Genomic DNA, 11933 nt, shown 5'->3' with positions numbered 1-11933 from the left:
AGCTCAACATTTTTCATGATGGCCTCTCCAGAAAGAAAAACACCCTGCCAGCGTACCGCCTACAGGGTGGGGGTGACCATCTCATTAGCCCTGGCGGAGGCGGCAGCGATACTGGTGCTGCGAAAGCAGTTGCGGGACTACTACGGAATAACCGACGAGGACGACTGACATCAGGTGCGGAACGGCAGACGCTGATGGGATATGTGCGCAACGCGATGGCGTCAGGCGCCCGGTTAGCGGTGTCGCTCACGGAAGCCGGGTTAAGTGAACGGACGTGGCGACGCTGGCAACGTTCGATGGAGGACAAGCGTGCCAGCGCGGTCAGGCCCTCCCCGTCGAACCGGTTAAGCGCGCAAGAAGAGCAACAGATACTGGCAGTGTGCCATCAATCAGCGTATGCCAGCCTGCCACCGTCACAAATCGTACCGGCGTTGGCCGATAAGGGGATTTATCTGGCGAGTGAGTCAACCTTTTACCGGGTGCTACGTCGTCATGGAGAAGGACATCGGCGTGGACGGCAACGTGCGGCACAGAAAATCACGCCGGCCACGACCTGGCAGGCCAGCGGCCCGAATCAGGTGTGGACGTGGGACATCACATGGATGCCGTCAACCGTGAAGGGTCGCTGGTTTTACCTGTATCTGGTGGAAGACCTCTACAGCCGAAAAATCGTGGGATATGAAGTGAATGAAACAGAAAGTGGCGAGCAGGCAGCCGCCCTGATAGAGCGCACGGTACGTCGGGAAGGATGCTGGCAATACCCGCCGGTACTGCATGCGGACAATGGGGCGGCGATGAAGTCGCAGACGTTGCAGATGAAGCTGCATGAGTTGGCAATAACGCCGTCTCACAGCCGGCCTCGGGTCAGTAACGACAATCCGTTCGTGGAGTCATTATTCAGAACATTAAAATATGTGCCGGGCTGGCCGTCAACGGGCTTCACGGGACTTGATGAAGCCAGACGATGGGTTGAACGCTTTAGCCGCTGGTATAACGAAGCGCATCGACATAGTGGCATCGGTTATGTCACACCGGAACAGCGCCACTAGGGACAAGATACAAGTCTGCTGGCAAACAGAAAAGCGGTATATGAAGCGGCGAGGAAAGCCAGACCGGGTCGATGGTCGTCTGCTGTTTCATTCAGATCAAGGGGTTCAATATAAAAGCAATAAATACAGAAAGTTACTCTGGCGTTATGGGGTAATGCAAAGTATGAGTCGCCGGGGGAATTGCCTGGATAACTCGCCGATGGAAAGAGTCTTTCGTAGCCTTAAAAGTGAATGGCTTCCAAAAGGCGGGTAGGGTGATTTTAGCCATGCGGTACGCGATATAAACCAGTGGATAAATGGTTATTACAACGCATACCGCCCTCATACGAACAATGGTGGTTTATCGCCTTGCTTACATGAAGAAAAATGGAAACAGGTTATTCCGGTGTCTTGATTTTGTGATCCACTACAGGGTGTTATCAAAGACAATGGACTGATATGCAGTATGAGTGCGAAGGGCTGTTGCTACGATAACGCTTGTGCGGAAAGCTCTTCCACAGCCTGAAAGTGGAGCTAATCCACGGTGAGAGGTTCAACACGCGGGAGGTGATGAAATCGGCGGTATTCGAGTATATCGAGATAGACTACAATCGGCACCGACGGCATAGTGCCAACGGCGGGCTAAGCCCGGTGCAATTTGAGGAAAAAACCTCGCTTAAGGCTGTGTCCACCGTTGCTGGGCAAGATCAGTATGTGTCTGCTGATAGCAATATACAGAGAGAGACTGTATCAGGAGCCGAATTGTCGATCGGTTAAGTGAAATAAATGGATGCAGAGATGATAGGAAACTTTTATGGTGGGATAAGCGCAGAATCGCGATCAGAGCATCGCTAGACGCATGTTAAAAGTAGGAAAAGACTGGAAGATAGTGGTGGTATACGACCCTGCCATCGCAACAAATAAAGACAGCATTAGCGGATAAAAGTATTTATCTGCTAAGAGCGCTTTACGAGCGTTTACATCAACATGGCGAAGACATCGCCTGGAACGTTAAATATGTTGTATCGAAACTCTTCCGGCAACGCTCGACCGAATTAGGACTAGACGAGGAATATCATATAAATTACGTCAGTCGCTAAGTAGGCAGCGGTGCTAAGGCAATACAGGCAATNCAGGCAATACAGGCAATACAGGCAATACAGGCAATACAGGCAATACAGGCAATACAGGCAATACAGGCAATACAGGCAATACAGGCAATACAGGCAATACAGGCAATACAGGCAATACAGGCAATGCTACCAATTCTCATACGAGTAATGGCATAGCAATGAACATAGGAATTAAAAATAAAAATTCAGATATTTTTTAAAACTCATTTTTTCAACTATTACTACCAAGTTAAAATGATTGAGATGTAGAAAATTATTTTTAGATATTTCATTGAAATAACACAGAAATCATAATACTATCTCCTTTATGTAATGATTCACTAATCATTTAACCAAGAATTCAATTCATGTTAACACTTGAATCAATGCTATTGATAACATTGATATGTTCTTTACACCACTTTCCGCCAGGCAGATTAATATTTACACTTCTCATATTATCGCCGTAAACTAATGCAGATATATTATTACTCAACCGTCTATCCATATGAGAATCTGACTCAGGGTTATTATAGACAGTTATATCACCTCGAAGTAAAGATATCTGGCCTTTTTGGGTGTTGAATATTCTTACATCTTGGGATTTAACATTTTCAATGTATAATTTTAGTTTTATATCCTCACAAACTCTATCTTTTTCGGAAATTATCTGGCAACCATAATGACAGTCTACAGCATGTACAATGCCTTCAATTTTTCCACTTCCGGAACTAATGCGTAAGGCAGCCCCCATGATTGCACCCACAGTATTAACATCGACAACAATATTTTGGTTCCCTTGATGTATTAAACATCCATTCATATATGGTCTAACTGAGGATACACGCACATTGCCGTTTTTATTAAATGGTTCAATTTCGCAAACACAATAACCACAATCACTCCCCGAAATATCAATATCAAAATTAGTACATTTAGCTATTTTTATACCTGACCCAAGCTGTAAGTCATTACCAGTAACAGGATATACTTGCCCCGAACAATTATACTCCCCTTTTATAGTCAAATTACTACTGCCTACAATATAACAAGGAAAAACAGCATCGCAGCAAACTAGCCCCTCAGATAGATAACCTCCATTAACGCCAGATAAATATAAACCATGCGAGCTAACATAACCCCTTGAATATACTCCACGTGATATAGCATTATCAGTCTTATCGACTAAGTTTTTTTTAATTTCATTTCCAGTTATCTTAAGCTTACCTTTTATTGTAAACTCATCACCAACAACCTTTAGTGTCGCTAAATTCTCAATATCTTTATTATTTTCTCTTGTAGGCCTACGGCTTAATATTGCATTATTTCCAATGATAGTTATTTTTCTGTTTTTTATAATCCAGGGAGATGAACTATCAGTTAAAGCATTAAAATACTCTGCATTTTTTCTAAGAGAAATAACATCACCATCCTGCAGCGCTGAAATCATTCGGTTGAATGCAACTGAATCATCAATTCGTCCATCTCCTATGCAACCGTACCATTCAGGTTTTATTATACCTTTAGTCGATACTCTGACCCATATATATTTTTGATTACCACCTACATATTTACCGCCATCATCAGATAATAATCTTGTTCTTAGCTTCGATTTAAATATACCACCACCCAACATTGTTCCTTTTTTATATGACATAAGTTCTACAACTTCATTCTCCATACTAGGCATGATATTTCTCAGATCACTTATAGATTCACATCTCCGAGCCCCCATCCCTAGATGCTCTTTATCCAAATACTGTCTACTTATTGATTCCTTAGGATTGAATAGAAAAAAATAAATTATATACTTAATAAGACTTCGTCTATCCATCCCCCACCCCCATGAAAATAAACACCATCTTTAATGTCAATAGTGTTAACTAGTTAAATTAAAAATAGCGCTTGCGCCATAAAAAAGATTTTTAACTCCCACTAATAAATAAAGCAAACAGATTATCTTTATAAAATTAGATATAAAAAACAACCTAGACAATAAAATAATATAAAAAAACATTGTCATTTCAAATAACCTAAACGACAACACAGGAACTGAACTGAAAGAATAGAATAACACGACTCCTAACATTGAGAAACAATACTCATAAGTGCATATATATTTTCTTAGTTTTGAATTCACATATATATACATAATCCCTATTATTTGCAAGATAGGTTGCGATGCAAAAAAGTTAGCTTCGAAATATTGTTCTTTATATTTAGCTAACTCTATATATGTTTCTAACCTTGCATTATGGATAACACCTGAAAAAACAATCAACGGCAAGAAAAAAGAAAATAAAACAACCCAAAAGAATTTTTTATATCCAAACCGCCTGTAAATAAGAAAAGTTATTATTATCAGTATGGTTGTTAAATGAACCAACGCACCTATACAGAAAAAAATGGACATTGATGTTCTAGATTTATTGCAGTAAATACCGAATGCAACAAATGCCATCGCAAGTGCAATCCTAATTTGTGTATAATCGTGCAAGAACAACAAATAAGAACCATATAATAACATTAGAATAAAAAAATTATCAGTGCTATTTTTAAGTGCCGTTATCTTTATAGTAAGAGTAATGAAAGCGCAAACCAATAAAAAAACATTAAAACCATTATAAATAGACGTAAAAGGTCTCATAAAAGAGACAAAAAGAGGATCAACACCATTTTTAAAGATCTCTATATAGTTATTATACGTTGCCAAATAGAAATAGTTTTGATATGTAGGTTCATCGACCCATGCATTAAAGTCTTTATCTCCCGTAAGATAAACAAGGCATGGGATAAATAAAAGATAAAATAACATTAGCTTCATAACTTTCAGCTCATCAGTTTTTGAAGCTACTTTTGGATTATACTTTAATACATTTGTCATTTTTAGTTCCGTTATATCCAAAGACATATGTGACATTACAAATAATCATCCAGATAATTGGCACCACGGTAGAGAGTAATTAACTTATCACAATAAATCAAAAAACAAACTTAACCAAATTAGATAAGATCATTACTATTTAATAATTAAAAAACGCAAAAAACCACTTAAAATAATTTTTATACTTCAAAAAAACAGGGAAAGCGTGCTTAATTAAATAAAAAAACACACTTCCCCGCCATACTATTGAATTAAATTTATTTATTTATTCCCAATATATAGTTTAAAGCACTTACCCAATTCGATGGGTATATACCCTCTTTTTTCAACTTATTACAATTTAATGATGAATAAAAAGGTCTCTCAGCTGGTGTTGGGTATTGTTCCGTACTTATGGCATTAACAACAGGAACGTGGCCGAGAATGCCATGTTTCAATGCCGCGGCAAAAATTGCTTCGGCAAACTCATTCCACGCCACTTCTTTATCACCACAGAAGTGATAAACCCCGCCTTCAGCTTCTTTCTGCAGCAAATCAATAATCGCCTGGGCGATATCACCGGCATAGGTCGGGCAGCCGTGTTGATCGGCTACAATACCCAACGTATCGCGATCTTTCGCCAGACGCAGCATGGTTTTCACAAAGTTATTACCATACTCACTGAACACCCAGGCGGTACGGATAATAATCGCTTCCGGCAGCACCCCGGCAACCGCCAGTTCACCGTCCAGCTTGGTTTGGCCATACACGCCCAGCGGATTGGTCGCATCGGTTTCCACGTACGGTGTAGTGGCCTTGCCGTCAAAGACATAGTCCGTGGACACATGCACCAGCCGCGCACCCGCCTCTTTTGCCGCCAGCGCCAGGTTTTTCGGCCCGGTGGCATTTATCAATCCCGCCAGTGCCGGCTCGGTTTCTGCCTTGTCCACCGCGGTATACGCCGCCGCGTTCACGATAACGTCCGGCTGATACTGCGCGACCGCCTGTTTTACCTTGTCCAGATCGGTAATATCCAGCGTGTCCGAATCCGTCGCCCACACATCCCAGCCCGCCGGCAGGCGGTCCTGGAAACAGCTGCCCAACTGCCCTTTTGAACCGGTCAGTAACACTTTCATTTCGCCAGCTCCTTCAGACGTCTGCCCACCTTGTCTTTCTCGGAAAGCAGCGGGTTATCGATCGGCCAGTCAATGCCCACATCCGGATCGTTCCACAACAGGCAGCCTTCATGTGCCGGGTTATAGTAATCCGTGCATTTGTATTCAAAATCCGCCGTGTCGGAGAGCACCACAAAACCGTGCGCCAACCCTGGTGGCACCCAGAACTGGGTTTTGTTTTCTTCAGACAGGAGCACCCCTTCCCAGGCACCGTACGTCGGTGAATCCGGACGGATGTCCACCGCCACGTCAAACACTTCACCACGCACCACGCGCACCAGTTTGCCCTGCGGGTTCACCTTTTGAAAATGCAACCCCCGCAGCACCCCTTTGGATGAGCGGGAATGGTTGTCTTGCACAAAATCCAGATCGATATTCAGCATCTCCTGGTAGCGTTTCTTCTCAAAGGTTTCCAGGAAAAAACCGCGCGCATCACCAAACACCTTTGGCTGGATGATTTTTACGCCATCAATTTTTGTATCCGTGACCTGCATATTATTTCTCTCCCACCAGATTCGCCAAATATTGCCCATAGAGTGTCTTGCTTAGCAGTTTGGCTTCGGCAGCCACCTGCTCCCGTGCCAGCCAGCCCTTGCGGAAGGCAATTTCTTCCAGGCACGCCACTTTAAACCCCTGGCGTTTTTCAATGGTGTGGACAAACTGCGAGGCTTCAATCAGGCTGTCGTGCGTGCCGGTATCCAGCCAGGCAAAACCACGGCCCAGCAGTTCAACGTTCAGGTTGCCCTGGTCTAAATACATCTGGTTCAGGGTGGTGATTTCCAGCTCACCGCGGTGTGAAGGCTTCACCTGCTTCGCCATTTCCACTACCTTGTTGTCATAGAAATAAAGCCCGGTCACCGCCCAGTTGGATTTCGGTACCGCAGGTTTTTCTTCGATCGACAACGCGCGGAAATTCTCATCAAAATCCACCACGCCGAAACGCTCGGGATCCATTACCTGATAGCCAAACACCGTGGCACCTTCTTCACGGGCTACCACATTTTCCAGCTTGCGACCAAAGCTTTCGCCGAAGTAGATATTATCGCCCAACACCAACGCGCACCGGTCGCCATTAATAAATTCTTCGCCAATCAGGAACGCCTGCGCCAAACCGTCTGGGCTGGGTTGCACTTCGTAACTTAAATTGATGCCAAACCGACTACCGTCACCCAACAAACGTTGAAATGAAGGCATATCCTCTGGCGTAGAAATGATCAGGATATCCCGGATACCTGCCAGCATCAGCACAGAAATCGGGTAATACACCATCGGTTTATCGTAAATCGGCAGCAATTGCTTGGATACACCGCGTGTAATCGGGTATAGGCGCGTTCCGGAACCACCGGCAAGTACAATACCTTTCATCGTAAACTCCTAATATAGATTAACGGGTTAAACCCAAACGTTCACCAGCGTAAGAACCATCTTTAACACGGCTCCACCATTCTTCGTTTGCCAGGTACCACTCCACCGTTTTACGGATGCCGCTTTCAAACGTTTCCTGTGGTTTCCAGCCCAGCTCTGCCGCAATTTTTGAAGCATCGATCGCATAGCGCATGTCGTGGCCGGGGCGATCGGTTACGTAAGTGATCAGATCTTCATAGTGGCCGATACCCTGTGGTTTATTTGGCACCATCTCGTCCAGCAGGCGGCAAATGGTTTGCACCACTTCAATGTTTTTACGCTCGTTGTGGCCGCCGATGTTGTAGGTTTCCCCCACTTCACCTTCGGTAACCACTTTGTACAGTGCTCGGGCATGATCTTCCACATACAGCCAATCGCGGATCTGGGCGCCATTGCCGTAAACCGGTAACGGTTTACCATCCAGCGCATTCAGGATGATCAACGGGATCAGTTTTTCCGGGAAGTGATACGGGCCGTAGTTATTCGAGCAGTTAGTTACGATGGTTGGCAGGCCATAGGTACGCAGCCAGGCGCGCACCAGATGATCGCTGGAGGCTTTGGAAGCAGAATACGGGCTGCTCGGAGCATAAGGCGTGGTTTCAGTGAACAGATCGTCCGTGCCGTGCAGATCGCCATACACTTCATCGGTAGAAATATGATGGAAGCGGAAGGCCTGTTTAGCGTCTTCACCCAGCGTATTCCAGTACTGACGAGCCGCTTCCAGCAGCGTATAGGTGCCCACGATATTGGTTTCGATAAAGGCCGCCGGCCCATCAATGGAACGGTCAACGTGGCTTTCCGCTGCCAGGTGCATTACCGCGTCCGGCTTGAACGCATTGAAGACACGATCCAGTTCACTGCGGTTGCAGATATCGACGTGCTCAAATTTGAAGCGTTCGTTGTCTGCAATCGGTTTTAGTGATTCAAGATTCCCTGCATAGGTCAGACTATCCACTATCAGGATCTCATCCGCCGTATCGTTAATAATATGGCGAGCAACTGCAGATCCAATAAACCCAGCACCACCGGTAACGATAATTTTCATATAACCCTCAAGTTCTCTTATTATCACTTAATACGCACCATCTCTTTTTAAGACCACATTAATGGTTTTAAAAAGGATCGCAATGTCGTTCCACAAGGACCAGTTTTTTACATACCATGCATCAAAATAAACACGGGTATCATAATCCACGTCATTCCGGCCGCTCACCTGCCACAGCCCTGTCATACCTGGTTTTGCCATCAGGTAATAATCGCGATCGCCGGCATAGCGTTCCAGTTCTTTTTCAATTACCGGACGCGGCCCAACCAGGCTCATTTCCCCTTTCAGCACATTGAAAAGTTGTGGCAACTCATCCAGACTGGTTTTACGGATAAACTTGCCAACACGGGTAATGCGTGGATCATTTTTTAGCTTAAAGTCTTTATCCCATTCTGCTCGTGCTTCAGGATCATTTTCCAATAACTGTTGCAGAACCTCTTGGGAATTCATCACCATAGAACGGAATTTTAAGCATTTAAATTTAACACCATCACGCCCTATACGCTCATGACCATAAATAGCATTGCCGCCATCTTTAGCTACCAGATAAGCCAAGATCGCTAAAACTGGAGAAAGCAAAATAACAATACTACCCGCACCAATAATATCAAAAGTTCGTTTCAAAAAGCGTGATGTTCTTTTGGCCAGGTTGTTGCTAACACGCAGAATCATCACTTCATGGCTAAAGATAAATGACATATCCGTGCCATATAACGGTACACCGCGGAGCGTTGGAATCACTGAAACAGAACGGCAATGGTGCTTGGCCAATTTTTTCAACCATTCATCGCGCAAAGCATGTTCATCAAATTCCAGTGCAACGATAAACTGGGTAGACTCTGGATCGCACTGTCGCCACAATTCTTGTTCATCACAGATTACAGGTTTACCTTCCAGTTCCTTCTCACACTGCTTCCCGCTGGAAAAAAAGGCGCAAATCGCAAACCCTAAAACCTCTTCACTCTGTAATGCCGCAAAGGCATCACGCGCATTTTTCCCCGTGCCAATAATGATGGTTTGCTTTTGCCACAGCCCTAATTTATTGAGCAGGCGTTTGGTCACCGCTCTGGCAAAAGGCACCAACAATAAGGCTAGCCCCCAGGTTAATATCCATACATAGCGTGAAAATTGCCATTTAGAGAAAGCAACCAACGCAAGATCGCATACTGCGAATATCAGTAATGTTCTAAGTATTTCTTTCAGCTCGAACCAGAATGGCTTACGGTAGGTGTAATGGCGTAGCCGAACCCAGAACCAACCGACACAGATCACCCCAAGCATGATATGCGTAAGGATACGCGCAGGCATTTCTGATTCCGGAATAAATTCGTTTATATCCCCGCCACAGAGCCCGATCAAGAATACAGCAACAACTAAAGATAGAGTAAAAAATACAAAATCTGAAGATGCCAATAATAATTTAGAAATATTTGTTTGTTTTGAGTAACTGAGCGTACCCATAGTTATCATCCTTTATTAATAGGATTGTTAATTCGAAATACTATCCCAATAACGTTTATGCATACTAAGTTTTCTTCTCCATTTAGGTGATAGTTTTGTATAGTTTTGTCCAAGTTTATATCCAAGAATCTTTGCAAAATTATTAACGCATGCAATTGGAATCCACAGTGGTGCATGCTTTAGCAAATATTTCAACTCAGATAAAATAAACTTTTTACCTTCTCCACCTGCACCGCCAAAAGATTTCCTGATCCAAGGCTCATCGTAATGGAAAACCCCAATATCAAAATAACGTTTGAATTCCTCTATGGCTGAATAATTGTGAGAATGTTTCACTTCTGCATCTGCAACATATGCAATCTTGTATCCAGCCAAAACAGCCTTAGCTGAAAAGAACATATCTTCACAAAGAATTGTATTTTCAGGAAAAGCACCTAATTCCTTGAGGATAGAGATTCTGTATGCAGAGAATGAATTGGACATAAATACCGTCTTCAGACCTAACGAGTCCTTAGTTGATAAGTCGCCCTTATAATTTTCCATTTTATAGTTAAAAAACCGAGCATGCCTTGCTAATGGATTTGCTTCATCATGAGGCAATTGGCGACCATATGCGGCAGCCACATTTTCATCAGAGAAAACTGACAATATATTTTCTAATGCATGCTTTTGTAATAGTGAATCCTGAGTTAGAAATATCACAATATCTGAATCTGGTGATAATTTTAAAATGAGATTTCTAGTACCACCGTGATTAAATTGACTTGATGGAATTACCCTAACATCAAACCCGTTACTCTTAGCAATATCCACAGAATTATCAGATGATGATGAATCAATAACCATCACACTATTTATTAAATCTTTACTTATGTTTTCCTTTATAAGAAGTGCTGATTTTTCCCATAACGCCCCACCATTATAAACAGGAACGAAAATATTAACATTCATTTCATCACCCTACGCTCACTTATTTGTTTATTGGCAGAATATTTTTTACAACGAGGATGCATACCACTAAAAAAAGCATCAAACATTATAACTATAGTAGACACATCCCCTTTAAATAAAGATTTTATGCATTGTGAGAAAAAAGATTTTATTATCTTCCAATCAGGATAATGACGCATTGTCAATGCAAGATCTAACTGTCTTTCCTTTTTTCTAAAATCACTAATGGCTCCTTCTGTTCTAGACAAAGAATGAACTATATGTGAGTTACACTTAATTTTTATATCAGTGCCGCTATCAATTATCTTTTTCATTCGCTTAAAGAAACTAGTATCGACACCGTAAAGTGCGTAATGCTCATCAAATAGTTTTACATTGTGCTGTTCGAATTTTTTCTTCAACGAACATGAAACAACCATCCCTGAACCAATTGACATTACGTGTCGCCCATCTAACTCACAATATTTATTTATAGGCACTTTATTTTCTGTTGGATAATAACAGATATCAGCACATTTTATTAGTGGCAATTCCAAATCATAATAAAAATCATTTCCGATAAAAAAAGCAAAATCATCGGTTATTATTGAATCATCATCTAGAAAAATATATTTTTTACTAGATGGGTAAAACTCAACAAATCTATTATATGCAATACTGAGAGGTATGTTTTCGATATTCTCAATTATATCCACAGAAAAAAAAGACTTCTTCAACTTAGAAATTAATTCATTTGTATCATTCGAGTCAAATTTTTCAGGGCCATTATTTACAATTCGTAGAACAACATCTTTAAAGTTAAACTTAGCTAAAGATGTTATCGTTTGGGACTCAGATAATTTTTTACCATAAACTATAACAAGTAATGATGATAACTCATGCATCATACTTTTC

At 42.4% G+C, this 11933-nt stretch carries 11 protein-coding genes and 1 pseudogene; 3 read left to right on the top strand and 9 right to left on the bottom strand.

Features of this window, described 5'->3' with window-relative positions; all coding sequences use genetic code 11:
- The first annotated feature begins 194 nt into the window (after nucleotides 1-194).
- From AC559G_RS12815 to AC559G_RS12805, 3 genes and pseudogenes are all read left to right on the top strand, one after another.
- Nucleotides 195-1049, top strand: a complete 855-nt coding sequence (locus AC559G_RS12815; protein ID WP_498912784.1) for an IS3 family transposase — start codon at nucleotides 195-197, stop codon at nucleotides 1047-1049.
- Nucleotides 952-1302, top strand: a complete 351-nt coding sequence (locus AC559G_RS12810) for a DDE-type integrase/transposase/recombinase (protein WP_498912783.1) — start codon at nucleotides 952-954, stop codon at nucleotides 1300-1302. Before AC559G_RS12815 ends, AC559G_RS12810 begins: the two co-directional genes overlap by 98 nt.
- Nucleotides 1303-1482: 180 nt before the next feature.
- Nucleotides 1483-1697, top strand: a pseudogene (locus AC559G_RS12805) (IS3 family transposase); the annotation flags it as partial.
- Nucleotides 1698-2501: 804 nt separating this feature from the next.
- Here the strand turns inward: AC559G_RS12805 and AC559G_RS12800 are convergent.
- The 9 genes from AC559G_RS12800 to AC559G_RS12760 all read right to left on the bottom strand — a co-directional run bounded on the left by AC559G_RS12800 (nucleotide 2502) and on the right by AC559G_RS12760 (nucleotide 11926).
- On the bottom strand, nucleotides 2502-3875 hold the full coding sequence (locus tag AC559G_RS12800) for a putative phage tail protein (protein ID WP_498912789.1): 1374 nt from the start codon (nucleotides 3873-3875) through the stop codon (nucleotides 2502-2504).
- A gap of 144 nt (nucleotides 3876-4019) precedes the next feature.
- Complete coding sequence (locus AC559G_RS12795; RefSeq protein WP_498912782.1) at nucleotides 4020-5024, bottom strand: EpsG family protein; 1005 nt, start codon at nucleotides 5022-5024, stop codon at nucleotides 4020-4022.
- A gap of 257 nt (nucleotides 5025-5281) precedes the next feature.
- On the bottom strand, nucleotides 5282-6139 hold the full coding sequence (gene rfbD / locus AC559G_RS12790; protein ID WP_498912781.1) for an SDR family oxidoreductase: 858 nt from the start codon (nucleotides 6137-6139) through the stop codon (nucleotides 5282-5284).
- Nucleotides 6136-6672, bottom strand: a complete 537-nt coding sequence (rfbC, locus tag AC559G_RS12785) for a dTDP-4-dehydrorhamnose 3,5-epimerase (RefSeq protein ID WP_416262001.1) — start codon at nucleotides 6670-6672, stop codon at nucleotides 6136-6138. The genes rfbD and rfbC overlap by 4 nt, the downstream gene beginning before the upstream one ends.
- 1 nt (nucleotide 6673) lies before the next feature.
- The gene (gene rfbA / locus AC559G_RS12780; RefSeq protein ID WP_498912780.1) at nucleotides 6674-7543 is read right to left on the bottom strand and encodes a sugar nucleotidyltransferase; all 870 of its coding nucleotides are present in this window, start codon (nucleotides 7541-7543) and stop codon (nucleotides 6674-6676) included.
- Nucleotides 7544-7562: 19 nt separating this feature from the next.
- The gene (gene rffG, locus AC559G_RS12775) at nucleotides 7563-8627 is read right to left on the bottom strand and encodes a dTDP-glucose 4,6-dehydratase (protein WP_498912779.1); all 1065 of its coding nucleotides are present in this window, start codon (nucleotides 8625-8627) and stop codon (nucleotides 7563-7565) included.
- 27 nt (nucleotides 8628-8654) lie between these two features.
- Nucleotides 8655-10088: an undecaprenyl-phosphate galactose phosphotransferase WbaP gene (gene wbaP / locus AC559G_RS12770; protein WP_416261999.1), complete on the bottom strand. Its 1434-nt coding sequence runs from the start codon at nucleotides 10086-10088 to the stop codon at nucleotides 8655-8657.
- Nucleotides 10089-10115: 27 nt separating this feature from the next.
- Nucleotides 10116-11039: a glycosyltransferase gene (locus tag AC559G_RS12765; protein WP_121526055.1), complete on the bottom strand. Its 924-nt coding sequence runs from the start codon at nucleotides 11037-11039 to the stop codon at nucleotides 10116-10118.
- Nucleotides 11036-11926, bottom strand: a complete 891-nt coding sequence (locus AC559G_RS12760; protein ID WP_498912778.1) for a glycosyltransferase family 2 protein — start codon at nucleotides 11924-11926, stop codon at nucleotides 11036-11038. Before AC559G_RS12760 ends, AC559G_RS12765 begins: the two co-directional genes overlap by 4 nt.
- Nucleotides 11927-11933: the final 7 nt, after the last annotated feature.

The organism is Gibbsiella greigii, from assembly GCF_039540155.1.
Lineage (GTDB): Bacteria > Pseudomonadota > Gammaproteobacteria > Enterobacterales > Enterobacteriaceae > Gibbsiella > Gibbsiella quercinecans.
This window is presented reverse-complemented; position numbering and strand designations above follow the sequence as displayed.

Coding starts and splice junctions, on each gene's coding strand:
- AC559G_RS12810 (WP_498912783.1), top strand. CDS start 952: ATGAAGCCAGACGATGGGTTGAACGCTTTAGCCGCTGGTATAACGAAG.
- rffG (WP_498912779.1), bottom strand. CDS start 8,627: ATGAAAATTATCGTTACCGGTGGTGCTGGGTTTATTGGATCTGCAGTT.
- rfbD (WP_498912781.1), bottom strand. CDS start 6,139: ATGAAAGTGTTACTGACCGGTTCAAAAGGGCAGTTGGGCAGCTGTTTC.
- AC559G_RS12800 (WP_498912789.1), bottom strand. CDS start 3,875: ATGGGGGCTCGGAGATGTGAATCTATAAGTGATCTGAGAAATATCATG.
- AC559G_RS12815 (WP_498912784.1), top strand. CDS start 195: ATGGGATATGTGCGCAACGCGATGGCGTCAGGCGCCCGGTTAGCGGTG.
- wbaP (WP_416261999.1), bottom strand. CDS start 10,088: ATGGGTACGCTCAGTTACTCAAAACAAACAAATATTTCTAAATTATTA.
- AC559G_RS12795 (WP_498912782.1), bottom strand. CDS start 5,024: ATGACAAATGTATTAAAGTATAATCCAAAAGTAGCTTCAAAAACTGAT.
- rfbC (WP_416262001.1), bottom strand. CDS start 6,672: ATGCAGGTCACGGATACAAAAATTGATGGCGTAAAAATCATCCAGCCA.
- AC559G_RS12765 (WP_121526055.1), bottom strand. CDS start 11,039: ATGAATGTTAATATTTTCGTTCCTGTTTATAATGGTGGGGCGTTATGG.
- rfbA (WP_498912780.1), bottom strand. CDS start 7,543: ATGAAAGGTATTGTACTTGCCGGTGGTTCCGGAACGCGCCTATACCCG.
- AC559G_RS12760 (WP_498912778.1), bottom strand. CDS start 11,926: ATGATGCATGAGTTATCATCATTACTTGTTATAGTTTATGGTAAAAAA.